An 18,237-nucleotide genomic window follows, 5' to 3' on the forward strand; every position below is an offset into this window, starting at 1 on the left:
ACCGGACCGCCCACCGCGCTCAGCCTGTCCGCGCCGCCGCCTCGCGGTGTCGCGCAATCCATGCCCGCGCCTCTTCGGCCGAATCCACGTAGGCCGTGTCGAGCCGCATCCCGCCGCTCAGCATCGCGCCCACCATGAGGCTCTTGGTGGTGGCCTTCTGCTCCATCGCCGCGCCGATGTAGACGACGCCCAGGAACCAGCCCGCCTGCGCGTGGTCCACCAGATAGCGGCGCGACTCCGGACTGAGGTGCGAGTCCGTGATGTCCGCGGCCAGGTAGAAGCGCTGCGCGTCCGCCATCTCCCGGTACACGCCACACGACCAGACCGACGTCTCCAGGGTGATGGCGCCCCGGAAGCGCGCCCAGAGGATGTCCGGCGCTTCGAACCACGCTTGCTGCTCGCCGTGACGCCACTCCCGGTTCAGGCTCATGGGCCTCCCACGCTGGAACAGGCGCCAGGATAGCCCCGGCCCCAGCGTGGACCCAACAGCCTCCCGGTGCGGACCGTCAGAAGCCGAGCGGCAACACGAAGGCCGTGCCGTTCTGCGTCCCCGTCCGGTAGCTGCGCGGCGCGCCGATGACGAGCATGGGCGGCGAGCTGCCGCTGCCCGGCATCATCGACATCGCCTGCCCCAGCGCCGAGCGCTCCGAGCCATCTCCCACCACCATGAGGAACGGTGAAAGCGCGCCCTGCTGGCCAACCCCGCCAGCATAGAGAAACACCGCGCCACCGCCGTCGGACGCCTCGGAGGCGCCCGGCGCGCTCACCAGCAGGTCGGGGATGTTGTCGCCCGTGAGGTCCGTGCCGCCCACCAACCGCGCGCCGAAGTTCACAGCGCGGTGACGGTGGACCAGGACAATGGGGTTGAGGCCGTCGCCCAGCGCGCCCACCACCAGCGGCGAGCCCGCGGACTGGAGCGCCTGCATCCGGTTCACCAGCACCGTCTTGTCGAAGAGCAGCACCACCGGCTGCGTCACGCCGTTGAAGGGCACACTGGTGGCGCTGATGGCCACGAAGTCACGCGTGTCGCCCAGGAACCGGCCCGCGCGCGTCATGCTCAGGCCCAGGCCCATGTTGGTGAGCTGCACCTCGCTGTCACCGGCGATGCGCCACAGCGTGGCCGTACTGCGCCCGCCGCAGCGCGCGCCGCCCGCGTCGAAGCCCAGCAGGATGGCCACGCCTGACCGCGACCCTTCCGCGTAGCGCCAGGCCAGCTCGTCACAGCCATCACCGTTGAGGTCGCCCAACGACACCGGCGCGAACGTTTGAATGTCCATGGACGGCATCGTGTAGATGGGCTCACACATCATGCTCAGCTTCGCCAGCGACGCGTCCTCGGGCGCGCGGCCCAGGAACACCTCCATGCCGTCGTTGCGCAGCAGGCCCACGTCCTGGCGGCCATCGCCGTTCAAATCAAACCCGCCCACCACGCCGCGCCCGATGCCGGTACGCCGGCAGAGGGCCTCCGGCTCCAACGTGCAGTCCGCGATGACGTTCGGCGCGAACAGCCGGTACGCCGGCTTGAAGCTGCCGTCCGGCTGTCCCAGTGACACCAGGGCACCGCCCACCGACTGGGTGCCACTGGTGACACACGCGGCGGGCACCGACGTGTACGTGTTGTTGAGCTCGTTGTTGGAGCTCGTGGTGCCCGTGCCCGGCACGTAGAAGTTGGACGCGCCCACCACCAGGTCTGGACGCCCGTCGCCGTTGAAGTCGGAGAAGGCCACGTCCACGCCCACGTTGCGGCCCGCCTGGTGCGGCGAGGGCAGGCCCTCCTCCACCACGGTGGCCTGCGCGGGCGCCGACACGTCGTGCACGTAGGCACGGCCAATGGTCAGGGCGTTGCCGTCATTGCTGGTGCCGGGGCCGGACCAGCCCGGCGCGCCCGTGAGCACCAGCGGACGGCCCTGCGGGCCCTGAGCAATCGCTACCGCCTCGCCGAAGCGCTCCACGCTCGGCTTCGCAGGCACCCGGACGCTGGTGCGCGTCCACTCCGTCACCGACGCGCCTTGACGGTGGTACAGCTCCACGCTGCCGGTGAAGGCCCCCTGAGCCGAAGAGGACCGGCCCGCGAAGGCCACCAGCGACGGGTTCGCCGCGGGGCCCCAGGTCGCCAGCCCCGAGCCCAGCGTGTCCGACACCGCCGTCCCGTTGATGACCGTCAGCGGCCGGTTGAGGATGCTGCCCTGCGTGAGCGTGGCCAGGGGATAGACGAGAATCTTGCCGCTCCAGCGCAGCGTGCCGCTCCCCACACCCGATGGCGCGGACGCGTACGGCGCGCCCAGGAGCAGCTCCAGGCCCGGCTCGCCGTCGACGTCCATCACCGCCCAGCTCCGGCCCGCGTTGATGCCGCTGGCCTCGCCGTAGATGCGGGCGAAGGCCGCCTCGCGCGTCACCTGGGGCGGCCGGTTGGCGGGCTCGCCGGTGGCGGAGTAGCCCGTCAAATCGAACAGCAGCGCACCACCCGAATCACTGCCGGACTGCAGGCCCCCGCTCGAGCGCAGGTCCGGCGAGTCCGCCCGGTCCGCCACCGCCAGCAGCAGCGGAGGCCGCGTGCCCTCGGCGGGGATGACGCCCAGCCGCCACGTGCCCTCGTTGCTGTCCGCCGTGTTGGCCGGCAGCACGTACACGTCCGGCGATGCCCGGAAGCGCGCGCCTTGCGCGCGTGCCAGGAAGACGGAGATGGCCATCTGCGCGCCCGACACCGCTCCGGACGCGTTGTACCGGGACACCCGGCTCAGCGCCGCCAGGTCCACCAGGCCGTCCCCGTTGAGGTCGCCCGTCACCAGCGCGCGGCCCAGCTCGGTGCTGCTGCGCGACACCAGGGCGCCGTCCTGCGTCAAATCCCAGCCGCCCAGCCGCACCGTGGGGAGGTCCGGCACCGGCGAGCTCCGCGTCGACGCGTAGATGTCCACCGTGCCGCGGTTGCGGATGGCGTTGGTGGGGGCCAGGTCGCCCAGCGGCGAGCCCACCACCACGTCCAGGTCGCCGTCGCCCTCGAAGTCCGCGATGGCCATGCCCGAGCCGAACGCCGCGTTGCGGAGCAGGCCGGTGAGCTGCTGGCGCAGCGGCGCCGGCGCCCCGCTTCGGAAGGTGTAGAGGTACACCGCGCCGGCGTTGGTGACGGCCACGTCCGCGCCCGGCGAGGACACCAGCAGCTCCGCGCGCCCGTCCCCATCCAGGTCGCCCGCGGCCAGCGCGTCACCGAACTGCGCCGTCTCCGTGGTGCCGGTGAGCACCCACGTGGGCTCCGTCGGCAGGCCGCCGCTCCCCCCCTTGAAGATGAACACGGCGCCGCCCGACGGCTCGTTCAGGTCGCTCTCGCGCTGCCCCACCGCCAGGTCCAGGTGGCCGTCACCGTCGAAGTCCGCCGTCACCAGGGTGGCCGCGTCGGACAGACGGCCGTGCGGCAGTCCCGGCCGCGTCAGCTCGTCCAGCACGCGCACCGACACCCGCGCCGTGTCCCCGGTGAAGGGGTCCGCCGCATTGAGCACCGCCACGCCGGTAGCGCCGGGCTCGATGGTCAGCCGGCCGCCCGCCAGCGTCCCGGGGCCGGACTCCTTCGTCCAGTTCACCCGGTCACTGCCACCGCGCGTGGCCAGCGGCACGGACGAACCCGAGGGAACGGCGAGGAAGGCCGGCGCTCCGGTCAACCGGGCATGAGTGCGGACCTCGTACTGGAGCACCGCCTCGTCGCCCGACTGCGTGTCGCGCACGGTGATGACGTCCAAGCCCTCACGCGTGCCGGCCGTATAGAGGCCGCCAGGCGACAGCGTGGCGCCGGAGCCGTCGGCCGACAGCAGGTACATGGCCGAACCCAGCACGCCGTCCGTCACCACCTGGAAGGAGGTGCCCGGCCGCAGCTCCGCGCGCACGGGCGCGACGTTGAACGTCGCCGCCACGTTGACCTGCGTGGTGGCGCTCACGCCCGGGCAGCGCGCGTCCTCCACCACCAACGTGTCCGTGCCCGGCGTGCGCCCCGCCAGGAAGCGGCTGCCCACCAGCTCACCCGAGGAGCCTCCCGGCTCCAGCAGGTAGGTGTAATGACCGCTGCCGCCGGTGGCCACCAGGGCCACGGGGCTCGACACACGCACGCGCGCGGGCTGCGCGGTGAGCGTCAGCGCGGCCAGGCCCGTGCACTGGTCCGTCTGGTGAGGCTGCGCCACGCGCGCGGGCGCAGGCTCATCCGAGCAGGCCGCGGCAAGGAGCGCGAGGAAGGGGGCCGCGCGGGTCAGTCGGGACATGTCAGGTACCTCGAGGGAGACTGCGCGTTGCTTCAGGGCCTGGCGCCAGAGGAGGCCCAGCGCTGGATGCGGGAGATGAGCTCGGGGTCCATGGGACCATCGGCGGGCATCCGCTGGTCTCTCACGGCTCCAGTGATGATGGGCGCGTTGGCCCGCCACAGCTCATAGCTGTCGAGCGAGCGCGCCGCGCTGGAGCTGTTGTGGCAGTTGCGGCACCGCGCCTCGTGGATGGGGCGGATGTCCTTGTCCCAGCTCAGCGGCCCCGACGCCAGGGGCGCATAGTCGAACGGCACCGAGCGCTGCGCCTCCGAACCATCCGCGTAGCGCGCCACCACCGACAGGACGTAGCGGCCGGCCTCCAGCGACGCGAAGGAGTAGGCGCGGTGCGTCCCGTCGGCCTCCAGACCGCCCAGGCTGTAGTCCGGCCCCTCCGTGGGAATCTCCGAGTTGCCCAGCTTGTAGACGACGCTCTCGGGCGCTCCGCCCGGCGGCATCACCGCGCGCACCACCAGGCCGTCATTCACCAACTGCATGCCCTGGTAGAGCCCCCGGAGGCGCGGCACCAGCACGTGGCTCAGCGCGACGGACACCCCGCCCTGCTGCACCCAGACGCTGCCGCTCTCGTCCGCGGCGAGGAAATGGAAGTCCCCGGCGCCGGCGTCCGTGGCCGCGCGCCAGACATTCGCGTCCGCATCGTACTGGAGCAGCGAACCGCCCGTCTTCGCCCACAAGAAGCGGCCCGAACCGATCAACTTCTGCGGCTGCTGCGGCAGCTCCACGCGGCGCCAGCCGTCCTTGCCCCGGCGCAGCAGGGCCTGGTTGGTGAGCGCCCACAGCTCGCCAGAGGTGCCCACCGCGGGCCCGATTCCGGCCAGCGCTTGCAGCGACTCGCCTTCCGCCAGGGGCGCGCTCGTGGTGTGCACCCGGTAGTGGGCGGTGCTGAGGGCCACCGCGACGCTCAGCCCGCCTTCGTGCAGGAACCACACGCCGGGCAGGTTCTCCGGTGAGGGCGCCGCCGCCAGCGAGGTGATGGCCTTCACCGACGCGCCGTCCACCTTCAGCTCCGCCAGCGTGCCTTCCTGCAGGCGGAACAGGCCGCGCGTGTGCGCCAGCCACACCGCGCCGTCCGCGGACTGCGCGGTGGCGATGACGCCCTGCCCCAGCGCGTCCCGCCAGGGCGGCGCGATGAGCCACCCCGACTCCGCCATGAAGAGCCCGGTCTGCGTCTCCACCAGGGCGCTGTGAGGCCCCAGCCGGAAGACGCCGAGGATGCCGCCCGCCGCCGCCTCATTGTCCGGGTGCGGCTCCAGCGCCCCGTACGTGCCGTCCAGCCGCAGCCGGACGAGCTCGCGCGAAGCGGTGGCGAAGACACCCCCGCCCGCCTGGTCCGCGAAGCCGGAGACCGGTGCCAGGGCCGTGACGGCGGGGACCTGGACCGGCTGGAAGGGCGTCGGCTCGGGCTTGTCGAGCGGAAGCGAACGGTCCTCCCCGCACGCCCCCAGGACCACGAGCGAGAGCAGGGAGAGGACGGCGGAGGCGGAAGCCCTCGGATGGATGCGCATGCGAAATGGACGGCTCAGGCGAGAATGGGGCGCAGCGGTTCGACGCGGGTGATGCTGTAGTCCAGCCCCGCGGACGCCAGCACCGTGGCGATGACGTGCTCGGGGAGGATGTTCTCGCCGTTCGGGTCCGACGCGCCGTTGCGCAGGTCGAAGGTGCCCGGCGCCATGCCAATGTCACCGCTGCGGCCGAACACGAAGTTGTGCTTGATGCCGGCCCCCATCAGCAGCGCGGAGTTGCTCAGGTGGTGGTCACGGCCACCGGAGCTGTTGATGAGCGGCGTGCGGGAGAACTCGGAGAACACCATGATGGTGGTGTGGTCCATGAAGGTGCCACCCGCGGGATGGTCGCTCTCACGCAGGTCCTTCACCAGCATGGCCAGGGCGTCGAAGCCGCGCCGCTGATTGTTGGCCTGCGTGAGCTGGCTGCCGAAGTGGGTGTCCAGGCCGCCCGTGAGGTTGATGGTGACGCACTGGGCGATGCCCTTCTTCAGCGCGGTCGCCACCGTGGCGGCGCGGCCGCGCTCGCCGTTCACGTCGTTGGCGCTGGTCAGGTTGTACTTCGTGCGGATGACCGCCATCTCCGCGCTGTGCGGCTGGTTGGCTCCAACGAGGAAGTCGAACGACTTGTCCAGTCCCTTGGACTGGATGAGCCGCATCTGCTCCTGGCTGTTGGAGTAGGTGGTGCCCACCCCACGCGCGCCATAGGCCGCCTGCTCGCAGTTGACGGGCTGGCCGCGGAAGTCGAGCAGCTGCTTCTCGAGTTCACTGTCCAGCGCGTCCGCGCTGCCCTTCAGCGTCAGGATCAGGTCGTCCCGGCGGCTGACGCGCAGCGCGTTGGCATAGCCGCCGTACCGGTCGTTGTACGACTCCACGTTGTAGGAGATGGAGGCAATGGGCACGCGCGGCTTCATCTGCCCCACGATTTCAGTCGCCGTGGAGGAGCCACGCGCCGCGCTGCCAATGGGCATCTTCCCGGTGAGGAAGTAGCGGTAGCCCACCTCGTGGCCCAGCGTGTTCATGTTGATGCCGCGCACCACGGTCATCAAATCGTAGTGCCTGGCCAGCTCGGTGCCCACCGCGGGCCCGAAGTCGATGTTCGACCGGCCCACGCCCGGAAGCTCGGCGGGGATGAGCGGCCGGGCCTCGAAGCGGGTGTCGTTGATCTGGTCGTAGCCCGGGAGGATTTTCGTCTCCGAGGCACGGTCCGCCGTGAACTCGGTCGGGTCCCTCGGGTCGAAGGCCAGCAGTTGGTCCCATCCACCGTTGAAGTAGACGAACACGAAGCAGCGGTCCGCCGGCGCCATCTCCGCCGCCTGGGCGAAGGCGCGGAAGGGCAGCCCACCCAGCAGGGTGGAGCCCATGAAGCCAGCGGTGGCCTTGAGGAAGGTACGGCGTCCGTGGGCGCAGCCCTGGGAGCAATTCTCGTCGTGGCGGTTCTTCTTCATCGCGGTCACTCCGAGCTTCAGTAGGTGATGAAGCGCGGGTCCGTCAGCATGGCGATACACACCACGGCCAACGTCTCATGGCGCTTGGAAGAGGAGAGGGTCTGCACCCGGCTCGCGGCCTGGGTGAAGAAGGACGCCCACTTCGTGAGCTCCTCGCCCGACAGCGGCGAACCCCAGAAGCGGGTGGACATGTAGACGAGCTGCGCGCGCACCTCCGCGTCGGTCAGCTTCGTCAGGTCATCCCACTTCTCCGGCAGCAGCCGGCCCATGGTGCGGGCCGACGCGTCCGTCATGCGCATCTCCGCGGACGCCTGGCTGATGCACACCTTGCGCGCGCCGTCCTCCAGGAACTTGGCGAACACCAGGTTGGGCTCGATGTTCTCGCTCACCACCAGGGCATAGTCCGCGCGCCCCATGGACGTGGCGCGCGAGTCCAGCTCGCTCCAGCGCTGCCCCACCGCCCCGACGATGGCGGCGTCCAGTTGGGCCACGGTGAGCCGGCGCGGGGCGCGGCCCACGCTGCCGTCCTGGTCCTCGGGGTCCGGCAGGGGCGTGAAGTCCCCGGGCTGATGCGGGTTGGCGATGGGCTCGATGATGCCGTCCGCGGGCTGCGTGTCATCCTTCGTGCAACCGGAGGCCAGCGCGAGCAGCGCGGCGGTCAAGACGAGGCGGCGCATCAGTCAATCCTCCGGTAGGCGTCGGACGTCACCACGCGCTCGATGAGCGCCTTGAGGCGGTGGCCGTTGCGCGCGAAGTCCTGTGCGAAGGGCACCAGGTACAGGCGCTGCTCCTCCGCCGTCATCGGGCGGCCAAGGAACTCGGTCCAGATGCGCCGCACCGTGCAGCGCTCCAGGTCACCCGACTGGAGCATCTTCTGCACCAGCAGCGCGGGACCGGCCTCGATGTTCTGCTCTTCGTCCGCCGTGCGGTACAGGTACGTCTTGAGCATGCCCAGGCTGCTGGCACCATCACCGTCGTAGGCCTGCATGATGTACTGGCTGCACTCGCCGCCGCAGTTGGTGTCGTTGTTGAGGGCGCAGTCGCGGCACTTCGGGTCGTAGCGAGGAAACTGGTCGGGCGCGAGGAACTGCGCGGAGCGCTCCGCGTAGCGGCCCCAGTGCGCGCCGGTGGGCTCCATGGTGGCGTGGCAGTAGTTGCAGCCGCAGCGCACCGCCAGGTTGTTCTCGCGGTTGCACGCGTCCTCCGGCGCGGGCGACGAAGCCCCCGGCGGCGGCGCGAACGTCTTGCAGAGGAAGGCTTCGTAGAAGTGGTTCACCCGCGCGCGGTGCGTGGGGAAGCGGTAGAGGAAGGACGGCGTGGTGAGCACGCCCGCGTGCCCCTCGTCACGCGTGTACTCCGCCCAAGCCTCCGTGTCGTTGTAGGCCACCACCGGCACGGCGCCCTGCGCGGTGGGCGTCGTCACGTTGAAGACGCCCACGCCCTGCTGGCTGCGGAAGTACTCGGACAAGGTGCCGTTCACGAACGAGCGGCGCGTGGTGAGGATGTTGAAGTAGGGCTCGTCGCGCTGCACCACCGACTCGGCGATGCGCAGCGGCTCGTCGTTGAAGGCGGCCACGCGCAGGCTGTGCACGTCCCGGATGTCCTGCGCGGTGATGGCGGGCGTCTCGCAGCGGCGCATGCCCACGCCGCAGCCGCAGCTGCGGTCGGTGGAGAAGCGGGACGTCTCACAGGACGCCATGTTCCACGGATTGTGGGTGCGCTCCTGCGCGTCGATGGCGCACACCTTGACGCTCTCCGGCGTCTTGTCGGTGGCCCAGTAGGGCGCGGCCTTGTTCACGAAGCCCTCGCGCAGGACGCAACCGCGCTGAACCCCGTAGTTGCCCTTGAGTCCGTTGCGCAGCTCCAGGTCCAGCGTGCAGCGCTTCAGCTCGGTGAGCGCCGGCTTGGAGTCCGGGTTCGGGTGCTTGAACGCCTTGATTTTGGCGCCATCCATCTCCTTCACCGTCAGCGCCCGGGTCGTGGTCTTCGCCGGGTCCGGCTCGCAGATGAAGGCCCCCGCGCTGCTGCCCGAGCCGCGCTGGTCGCAGAAGTAGAGGTACTCGTGTTTCGGGTGGCTGGTGCTCAGCAGGTCCGAGCACTTCGCCGTGCCATCCGGCGTGGTCGGCGCGAGCGGCGTACACGCGTAGTAGTTCGTGTCGTAGTCGTAGCTGACGGCCAGAGGCACGCCCTCGTCGTCGTGGCACTTCGTCCGGGGACGCTCGGTGAGCGGCGCCGCGTGCGCGTCTGGCTGCTCCGCCGTGAGGCACTGGTCCTGCGCGATGTCTGAGTTACACGTCGCGCCGTTCGCGCCGCGCAGCGTCGTGGCGGGATTGCCGACCACGCCATAAGCGGTGGCAATGCCGTTACCCGTCACCCGCGAGTTCTGGTTGTTGTTGAGGCTTCCGGAGAGGTTCGAGCGCAGCAACGCACGGTGGTAGTTGCGGATGCGCGCGTTGAACTCGTCCTTCGTCATCATCGCGCGGATGTCTTCCACGCCGATGGAGCCCTTGGCCTGGGCGGCCTGGTACTCCTCGTAGGTGGGGGGACGGCCGAGCAAGTCCAGCGACAGCTGCCGGAGATGCCGCTCCAGGGGCACCTTTGCGACAACTGGTGAACAGACAGCCTCCTCTTGAGCAGAGGCTGGCAGGGCCAGAAGCAAGGCGGCACCAGCCAGGCAGGCAAGGTAGCGCACACTGAGCACGGGGGGACCTCCGGAAGGGGGGGTCGGGGGGACACTCTCAGTATGCAGGAATTACAGTTTCAGTATCCAGTAGTACCTAGTGGAACATTTCATCCCACATGTATTCCCTAATAGTGTCAACCAGTTAGCAAGGGTTGCAACGAAGCCCGCCACGCGAGACATAGGGCCCATGTCGAACGCCGCCCCTGCCGCGCTGCCGCCCCGGGTGAGTGACCGGGCTTTCTTCATCTTCACCGCCGTGGTGTCCGCGCTGGCATTGGCGTTCATCGGGTGGATTCTGCTGGTGCGCGGCGGCGGCCCGGTGGAGGGGGTGAACCTGCGCTTCCTCCCAGCGGTGAACGCGGGGCTCAACGCCACGGCCGCGGCGCTGCTCATCGGCGGGTGGGTGGCGATCAAACGAGGCGCGCGGCAGGTCCACCAGTACCTGATGGTCTCGGCCTTCACCGCGTCCGCGCTCTTCCTGGTCTGCTACCTGTCCTACCACTTCGTGCATGGCGACACGCGATACGTGGGGGACTGGCGCGGGCTGTACCTGTGCATCCTGGCCAGCCACGTGCTGCTGTCCATGCCCGTGGTTCCCATGGCGCTGGTGGCCTTCTACTTCACGTGGCGCAAGGACTTCGTGCGGCACCGCAAGGTGACGCGGTGGCTGGCGCCCATCTGGGTCTACGTGTCGGCGACGGGCGTCGTCGTGTACTTCATGCTGCGTGGCAGCGCGCCCGCCGTCCTGTAACGCGCTGAATCAGGGCGTCGACGAAGCAGTCAGTTGGAGGGCGCCCGAACGCACCGCCCCAGGTCGATGTCAGGCGGAGACGGAGGCAGGTGCCTGCTTCAAGGCCCAGCCCGGCGAGCCGGGCTTCCAGCGGAACATAGAAGCCGTGAAGCGCTTCCAGGTGACGTCGGTACGCAGTGGGCGTCAGGTCCGCATCCATCAAACGCACCTGGGTCTCGGTGCGCTCGTGGTGCGGGCGCGTCTCACTCTTCAGTCGCTGCATCAAGGACAAGGTGCTTGCACGATGCCGCTGTCGCTGCCCGGTGGGAATTGGGAACTGTGGCCAAGTGTCCACCGCTCTCCCCCTCGGCCGCTCTGGACACGGGCTCTCGAGCCTTCCTCAGCGACAGAAGCCGCTGGCCGTGCACGTCCGTCCCAGCCCACACGTCAGGCCAGAGGTGCGGCAGTTGGGCTGGCACGCTCCCGAACCCGTGCCGTCGCTGTAGCAGACGTACCCGGGGCGGCAGTCCCCCTGCCCCGTTCCCACCTGCCGCGTGCAGGTCGCCAGACATGCCTTGAGGCCCGAGGAGGAATCCACGATGTAACACCGCGAGCCCGCCGGACACGCGGAGCTGGTGCAATCCATGGAGCAGTACCCGCCCGGATAGTCCGTCACGCACACGCCCCCGGGACAGTCCACGTTGGAGCCGCACGCACTGCCCACCACCAGCGCCGGGTCATCATCGATGGGCGCCAGGGGAATCAGGTCGAAGCTCACATTCTCGATGCGGTCACCCGCCTCCAGCTCCAGCGGCTCGAAGGAGTCCACGTTGCGCCAGTAGCCGGTGCGCTCGCCGTCCTCGAAGAAGTTGCCATCCTGGTCGTCGTCGATGGTGGCCAACGCGAAGTACGTCCGCGGCGCCAGGGAGATGCTGTACGCGTAGTCCGCCGAGGCGCGCGCGACCGCGATGGCGTCCTTCGAGGCCTGCCACTCCCCTCGCGCGTCCTGCCACACGAACGCAATCAGGGCGTCCAGGTCATTGGCTGCGCCCGCCACGCCAATCTTCACCGCCACCGTCGCCGAGCCCGCCGTCCCCGAGCCCACCAGGCTCAGCGTCACCACGGTGTCCCCTCCGGCCAGCCCGGATGCATCCACCGCCACACTCAACGGGGCCGAGCTGAAGGCGGGTACCCGCACCGTGTTGCCCTGCGGGAATGACACCGCCGAGGCATTGGGCCCACTGACGCTGGCCGATACCGTCAAATCGCCGCCCCGGTTCCCGCCCACGTTGCTGAGAATGAGCGGCTGCGTCCCGCTGCCCCGGAAGAACAGTGTGGACGTCGTCACGTTAAGCTGAGGGTCCAACGTGCCAGGGTCCACGTTGGCGATGCGGGCCAGCGCCGCTCGCGCGTTGACGAGCCCCGCGCCGCAGCCCTCCGGGCACTGCGCGTTGGTGAGCGGCGTAGCGGTTTCCTTCAAGATGCGCTCCGCCAGCGCGGCCGTCAGGTCCGGCCGCGACGCCGCCATCAGCGCCACCACGCCCGTGACGTGAGGCGCCGCCATGCTGGTGCCCTGCGAGAAGGCATAGGCAGGCTGCCCGTTCTCATCCAGCACCGTGGACAGCACGCCGTCCGGATAGCCGTCGCCGTTCAGGTCCTCGCGCATCTCCCCACCAGACGCCACCACGTCCACGTCCACGCCGTAGTTGGAGAAGCTGCTGCGCTGGCCCGCAAGACTGGTGGAGCCCACACAGACGACGTTCTGCTGGTTGCACGGCGTGCTGGTGCGCGCATCCACGTCCTCATTGCCCGCGGCGACGACGATGATGGCCCCGCGTCCCAAGGCCGCGTCGATGGCGTCCTGGTACAGCGCCTGCGGCGGCGCGCGGCCACCCAGGCTCATGTTCACCACCTTCGCGGGATTGGGATTGGGCGGTACGCCCGGCACGGGGCCGCCCGTGGCCCAGGTGATGGCCGCGGCGATGTCGAAGCTGCTCCCGCCCTTCTTCCCCAGCACCCTCACTGGGAGCAGCCGGGCGTTCCAGGCCACGCCCGCGACGCCCACCTGGTTGTTCGTGTCCGCGGCGATGGTGCCCGCCACATGCGAGCCGTGCCACGTCGAGCCGCCGCTGGGCGTGTCCCCACCTTCGTCCCGCGGATTGCTGTCCCGGCCATCGCCGTCACCCGCGTTCTCCGGGTCCGAAATCATGTCGTAACCCGGCAACACATTCGTCAGGTCCGGGTGCGGAACGATGCCGCTGTCGAGGACGGCCACCACCACGCTGGACGCGTCCGGCACCAGGTCCCACGCGGCCGGCAGGTTGAGCGTGGGGTAGTGCCACTGAAGGCTGTAGCCCCGGTCATTCGGCGCCGCCGTCGCCCGCATCCGCTCGTTGCGCACCGCATACGTCACGCCCGGCACCTGGGCGAGCTGCGCCGCCCACTCCTGCGTCTTCGCGGCCGTCACCGCCTTGCCGTCCAGCGGCTCGTAGCCCACCAGGTGCACGTACTCACTCGCGTAGCCCTTGTGCACCGCGCGGAAGCCCGGGCGCTGCACCGCCGCCAGCACGCGCTCCGGTGTCAGGCCCGCTTCCTCGAAGCGGAGGATGACGTCTCCGGGAATCGTGGGGTCCTCGCGAGAGGCCCGCTCGAGCGGCGCGGCGGCCGGCTGCGACGGGATGATGGGAAGCCCCGGCATGGCCTTCGGCGCCACCCGCGGCTCGCGCGAGCGTCCCGCGTGCATCCCCCGCAGCGTCTCCTTCAGCTTCTCCAGCTCACCCGCGCGAAACGGCGAGCGCACCGTCTGGGAGGCACCGTCGCCTGCGGACCGTTCGCTGCTCCGGAAAGGCGTCAGCGTCCCCTGGATGCGCCCGGTCCTGGAGGACTGCTCCCCCGGGTCTTCGTCGTCGCCTGAACAGGAGGTAACGGAGAGCAGCAACAGTCCCATCAACAGCAGGCGACGCATTCGGGCGACCCCTCGGAAGAAGCGAAAGGGGCGGCACCCTAGCATCCGCTGCCCGACGGGACCTCACCACTCAGCTCGCCATCGCCTCGCCGCCATCTTCCGTGTCTTCTCCAACGTTGCCGTCGGCCGTATCGTCCAGTGCGCCGACATCTCGCGGCACGCCGTCCACGTACGTCACCACGTTGCCCGGCATCGCCGGCACCCGCGGCCCGGGCGTCACCACGCCCGTGAGGTTGAGCGGATCCACACCGGACAACTGCACCCGCACACCGGACGGAGGCTGACGGCGCACCGAGCGAGCCATGTCCACCGCCTCCGGCAGGGCGAACTGTTCGCCCACGAAGCCCGACACGAAGCGGCCACCGCGCACCTCGCCGCGCGCTTCCATGCGGCGGTACACGAAGAGCAGCTCGCGCCACGTGGGCGCCAGCGCCTCACGCATCACCAGGTCGCGCCAGACAATGCCGTAGCGTTGGAGGAAGAGGCGCGCCAGCGAGTCCAGCACATCGTCTTGCGACTTCGGCTCCGCGGGTGTCAGCAGGCTCCAGCGGCCAGGACCACCGCGTTGGAGCAACTTCTGCCGCTTGCGGTGCGCCGGGCTCTGGAGCACGCGCAGGTTCTGCACCGCGTCCGCGGTCACCAGCCCGCGCGCCACCAACTCCCACAGCGCGTCCTCGATTTCGGCGGGCAGGCGCCGCGCGCGCGACACCAGGTCCTGGAAGAAGCAGGCGCCGCGCCGCTCCAGTACCGTCACCACGTCCTTGGCGGCCGCGCTCAGGTCCGGCGGCGTCCACACGTCCCCGTCCGCCAGCACCGCGTGAGGCCGCGCCGCGGTGAGCATCCACTCCAGGTCCTCGCGAAGGGTGAAGGTCAACGACGCGTTGCGCGTGGGCGACGCTCGCGAGCGCGTGGGCGCGGGCTCCGGCGGCGTCACCGGCGCGCCCCGGCGAGGCCCCGGCGCGGGCTTCGCCTCCTTCGTCGTCAGGCGGCCCCAGGCCACCTCACCGGCATAGCAGGCCCGCTCCAGCAAGTCTGGCGTGTAGCCGCGCATGCGCGCGGGCAGCAGGAAGCGCTCCCACGCGGAGGCCGGCGCCTCGTACCCCTGCAGCAGCCGCACCGCCTTGAGCAGCCCCGTGGAGCCGCGCAGCGCGTCCAGTTCCTCCAGGTGGTGCCAGCGGAAGAGGAAGCGCATGAAGTCCTGCGCGCTCAGCGGCTCGATTTCCTTGCGCAGCCGCCCCACCGTCAGCCGGTGGATGCGCTGGAGCAGGCGCCGGTCGCACCACTCCAGCGGCGGGCTGGCCCCATCCGCCAGGGGGACCTCCAGCGGCCGGAAACGGCCGCGCAGCACGTTGCCCTGGGCCTCCAACTGGTGCATGGCCGCGTTGACGGAGTCCTCGTCCAACACGATGAGCCGGGCCAACTCCGCCACCGTGGTGGGCCCCAGCATCTCCATGCGTCCGCGCACCACCTGGAGCACGGCGGCGTCCCGCTCCACGGGCCGGTCATGCGACAGCACCGGCAGCGGCGGCTGCATGGGCGCGTCCGGGAAGAGCACCCGCAGCGCGCTGCCCCGCTCCGCCGACACCAGGAAGCGGCCCGCGGGCAGGTCCATCCACGCCACCCGGCCCTGCTCGAACAGGGGCGTCGCCATCCCGCGCGGCACCTCCGCTGCGGGCAGTAGAATCAACTGCAACAGCGCGTCGTGCAGTTCGTCCTCGTCGCGCATGGGCGGGGCGGCGTCCGTCACCACCGTGGCAATCGCCGTCGCGTCCAGCGCTCCGAAGGCCGTCACGTCCTCGGCGGGCATGGCGCGGCGCAGGGCCACGTTGCGCACGCGGCGCTCCTCGGCGGGCGCGTCATCCAGGAAGGTGTAGGGCTGGCTGTGAATCATCGCGTGCGCGAAGAGGCTGGGCTCCGGCACGTCGCGCGCCAGCAGGCGGATGCGGCCATCACGCATGCCGCGCAGCACCTCGCGCAGGCCGTCCACGTCCATGGCCTCGCGCAGACAGTCATCCATGGTCTGCGTCACCAGCGGATGGTCCGGCAACTCCAGGTCGCCACCACCGTGGTTGTCCTGACAGCCCACCTGCTCCGGGAACACCGACGCCAGCAGGTCCTCGCTGCGGGCGCGCTGGAGGTTGGGCGCCACGCGCTTGCCCCCCATCATCCGGTGCAGCGCGAGCGACCGAGTGGCCACCCACCGGAAGCGCGTGCCGAAAATCGGCGCCTGGAGCACCGCCTGCACCAGCACCTCCTCTACGTGGTCCGGGTGGAGGAAGTCGAAAATCTCCGCCAGCGGGAAGGAGTGCTGCTCGCCCAGCGACAGGAGGATGCCGTCCTCCGTCGCCGCCGCCTGAAGCTCGAAGTCGAACGAGCGGCAGAAGCGCTTGCGCAGCGCCAGGCCCCACGCGCGGTTGATGCGGCTGCCGAAGGGCGCGTGGATGATGAGCTGCATGCCGCCCGCCTCGTCGAAGAAGCGCTCGGCCACCACGGTGGTGTGGCTGGGCACGGCGTCGAGCATCTTCTGCCCCGTGCGCAGATAGCCCATCAGCGCGTCCACCGCGGGCGGCGGCATGCGCAGCTCCTTCTGGAGGAACGCCGGCGCATCCTCGCGCTGCGTGAGTTCCTCGCGCAGGCGGCCCACCTGGAGCGACAGCTCGTCCGTGCGGCCCGGCGCCTCGCCGCGCCAGAAGGGCACGTTGGGCGGCGCGCCGCGCGCGTCCTCCACCTGCACCGTGCTGCCCGACACGCGCTGGATGCGCCACGCGGTGCTGCCCAGCAGGAAGATGTCCCCGGGCGAGGACTCCACCGCGAAGTCTTCGTCCAGCGTGCCCACCACCTTGCCCTCGGGCTCGGCGGTGACGTTGAAGGTGAAGGTGTCCGGGATGGCGCCGCCATTGGTGAGCGCGGTGATGCGCACGCCGCGCCGGCCCTTGAGGCGCTGATTCACCCGGTCTCTGTGGAGGTGGATGCCCGCGCGGCCCCGGCGCGCCGCCACGCCTTCGGACAGCAACTCCAGCACACCCTGGTACTCCTCCCAGGTGAGGTTCCGGTACGAGTACGCGCGTTGGAAGAGGCTGAAGAGCGCGCGTTCGTCCCACTCCTCGCAGGCGCACGCGGCGACAATCTGCTGCGCCAGCACATCCAGCGGCTTCTCCGGAATCCGCACCGCGTCCAGGTCCCCCTCGCGCACGGCGTTGAGGAGCGCGGTGCACTCCATCAACTCGTCCCGCGTCATCGCGAAGAGGATGCCCTTGGAGATGCCCGCCTTGTGGTGGCCCGCGCGGCCCACGCGCTGGAGCAACACGGAGATGGCGCGCGTGCTGCCCAACTGCACCACCAGGTCCACGTTGCCCACGTCGATGCCCAGCTCCAGCGACGCGGTGGCCACCATGGCCCGCAACTGCCCGGACTTCAGCTTCTCCTCCGCGGCCAGACGGATTTCGCGCGACATGCTGCCGTGGTGCGCCGCCACGGTGCCTTCCCCCAGGCGTTCACCCAGGTCGTGCGCCACGCGCTCCGCCATCTTCCGCGTGTTGACGAAGACGAGCGTCGTGCGGTGCGCCCCCGTCAGCTCCACCAGCCGGTCGTAGACCTGCCCCCACATCTCGTGGCTGGCCAGCGACGACAGCTCCGCGTCTGGAATCTCCAGCGTCAAATCCCACGGGCGCAGGTGGCCCACCTCCACCCGCTTGCACTCCCGGTGGGAGGCGCCGGTGAGGAACCCGGCGATGGCGTCCAGCGGCTTCTGCGTCGCCGACAGGCCGATGAGCTGGGGCCTCGCGTCCGTGAGCGCCTTGAGCCGCTCCAGCGACAGCGCGAAGTGGCTGCCCCGCTTGTCGCGCGCCAGGGCGTGGATTTCGTCCACGATGACGGTGCGCACCGAGCGCAGCGTGGCGCGCGCCTTCTCCGCCGTGAGGTAGAGGTAGAAGGACTCCGGCGTGGTGATGAGGATGTGCGGCGGACGGCGCACCATCTGGGCGCGCTCGGAGGCCGGGGTGTCTCCGCTGCGCACCTGGACGCGCAGCTCCTGCGGACGGAAGCCCTCCGCGCGGGCCCGGGCGAGCAGCTCCTCCAGCGGCTGGAGCAGGTTCTTCTGCACGTCGTTGCCCAGCGCCTTGAGCGGCGACACGTAGAGCACCTGCGTGCAGTCCGGCAGCGTGCCTTCCAGCGCCAGCCGGAAGAGCGCGTCCAGCGCGGCGAGGAACGCCGTCAGTGTCTTGCCACTGCCCGTGGGCGCGGCGATGAGCACGTCCTGGCCCGCCTGGATGAGCGGCCAGCCCTCGACCTGGGGACGGCTGGGCTCGCCCAGCCGCTCCGCGAACCAGCGGCGCACCACCGGATGGAACGGTGCCAGCGCCGGATGCGCCGCGTACTCCGTGGCGAAGTCGAGGCTGATTTGCGGGGCCATGGGCACCTCCACGGCTAGCCTGAACACAGGTACAGCCCGGCGTCAACGCGACAGAACGTCGTGAGTAGGCTCCCACCGCGGGTGCGCCCCGCGCCAGGCAGGGGCTCGGCGGGACGCAGCCCTTGCGTGCGGGCATGACGCTGACGCGTCACGGGAGCAGCGTGACGCGTCATCCACCACCCGGCACAAGCCACCGC

The 18,237-nt window shown here is 70.4% G+C and carries 9 protein-coding genes; 1 reads left to right on the forward strand and 8 read right to left on the reverse strand.

Translation table 11 applies throughout. From position 1 onward, the window contains the following. Positions 1 to 19: 19 nt before the first annotated feature. The 6 genes from FMQ63_RS02230 to FMQ63_RS02255 form a co-directional block, all read right to left on the reverse strand. A complete protein-coding gene (locus FMQ63_RS02230; protein ID WP_011551127.1) occupies positions 20 to 430 on the reverse strand; it encodes a hypothetical protein in 411 nt (136 codons plus the stop codon). A 76-nt stretch (positions 431 to 506) separates the two neighbouring features. Next, positions 507 to 4,244: an FG-GAP-like repeat-containing protein gene (locus FMQ63_RS02235; protein WP_011551126.1), complete on the reverse strand. Its 3,738-nt coding sequence runs from the start codon at positions 4,242 to 4,244 to the stop codon at positions 507 to 509. 32 nt (positions 4,245 to 4,276) lie between these two features. Continuing rightward, complete coding sequence (locus tag FMQ63_RS02240; protein ID WP_011551125.1) at positions 4,277 to 5,806, reverse strand: hypothetical protein; 1,530 nt, start codon at positions 5,804 to 5,806, stop codon at positions 4,277 to 4,279. 14 nt (positions 5,807 to 5,820) lie between these two features. Continuing rightward, a complete protein-coding gene (locus FMQ63_RS02245) occupies positions 5,821 to 7,251 on the reverse strand; it encodes a DUF1501 domain-containing protein (protein ID WP_011551124.1) in 1,431 nt (476 codons plus the stop codon). A 17-nt stretch (positions 7,252 to 7,268) separates the two neighbouring features. Then, a complete protein-coding gene (locus FMQ63_RS02250) occupies positions 7,269 to 7,928 on the reverse strand; it encodes a hypothetical protein (protein WP_011551123.1) in 660 nt (219 codons plus the stop codon). After that, on the reverse strand, positions 7,928 to 9,952 hold the full coding sequence (locus FMQ63_RS02255; RefSeq protein WP_011551122.1) for a DUF1585 domain-containing protein: 2,025 nt from the start codon (positions 9,950 to 9,952) through the stop codon (positions 7,928 to 7,930). Before FMQ63_RS02255 ends, FMQ63_RS02250 begins: the two co-directional genes overlap by 1 nt. A 169-nt stretch (positions 9,953 to 10,121) precedes the next feature. Here FMQ63_RS02255 and FMQ63_RS02260 point away from each other — a divergent pair, with 169 nt between their 5' ends. Continuing rightward, positions 10,122 to 10,685 carry a DUF420 domain-containing protein gene (locus FMQ63_RS02260; RefSeq protein ID WP_011551121.1) on the forward strand — a complete coding sequence of 188 codons (564 nt, stop codon included), beginning with the start codon at positions 10,122 to 10,124 and terminating at the stop codon, positions 10,683 to 10,685. A 379-nt stretch (positions 10,686 to 11,064) separates the two neighbouring features. On the opposite strand, the gene FMQ63_RS02265 is transcribed toward FMQ63_RS02260, so the two are convergent. Further along, positions 11,065 to 13,629: a S8 family serine peptidase gene (locus tag FMQ63_RS02265; RefSeq protein WP_043611925.1), complete on the reverse strand. Its 2,565-nt coding sequence runs from the start codon at positions 13,627 to 13,629 to the stop codon at positions 11,065 to 11,067. A gap of 70 nt (positions 13,630 to 13,699) precedes the next feature. Then, positions 13,700 to 18,040: a DEAD/DEAH box helicase gene (locus FMQ63_RS02270; RefSeq protein WP_171452207.1), complete on the reverse strand. Its 4,341-nt coding sequence runs from the start codon at positions 18,038 to 18,040 to the stop codon at positions 13,700 to 13,702. Positions 18,041 to 18,237: the final 197 nt, after the last annotated feature.

This window comes from Myxococcus sp. CA005 (assembly GCF_006518205.1).
Lineage (GTDB): Bacteria > Myxococcota > Myxococcia > Myxococcales > Myxococcaceae > Myxococcus > Myxococcus xanthus.

What these genes read in the sequence shown, in the direction of transcription:
- FMQ63_RS02270 (WP_171452207.1), bottom strand. Translation starts at nt 18,040, where the DNA reads ATGGCCCCGCAAATCAGCCTCGACTTCGCCACGGAGTACGCGGCGCAT.
- FMQ63_RS02235 (WP_011551126.1), bottom strand. Translation starts at nt 4,244, where the DNA reads ATGTCCCGACTGACCCGCGCGGCCCCCTTCCTCGCGCTCCTTGCCGCG.
- FMQ63_RS02240 (WP_011551125.1), bottom strand. Translation starts at nt 5,806, where the DNA reads ATGCGCATCCATCCGAGGGCTTCCGCCTCCGCCGTCCTCTCCCTGCTC.
- FMQ63_RS02260 (WP_011551121.1), top strand. Translation starts at nt 10,122, where the DNA reads ATGTCGAACGCCGCCCCTGCCGCGCTGCCGCCCCGGGTGAGTGACCGG.
- FMQ63_RS02245 (WP_011551124.1), bottom strand. Translation starts at nt 7,251, where the DNA reads ATGAAGAAGAACCGCCACGACGAGAATTGCTCCCAGGGCTGCGCCCAC.
- FMQ63_RS02265 (WP_043611925.1), bottom strand. Translation starts at nt 13,629, where the DNA reads ATGCGTCGCCTGCTGTTGATGGGACTGTTGCTGCTCTCCGTTACCTCC.
- FMQ63_RS02250 (WP_011551123.1), bottom strand. Translation starts at nt 7,928, where the DNA reads ATGCGCCGCCTCGTCTTGACCGCCGCGCTGCTCGCGCTGGCCTCCGGT.
- FMQ63_RS02230 (WP_011551127.1), bottom strand. Translation starts at nt 430, where the DNA reads ATGAGCCTGAACCGGGAGTGGCGTCACGGCGAGCAGCAAGCGTGGTTC.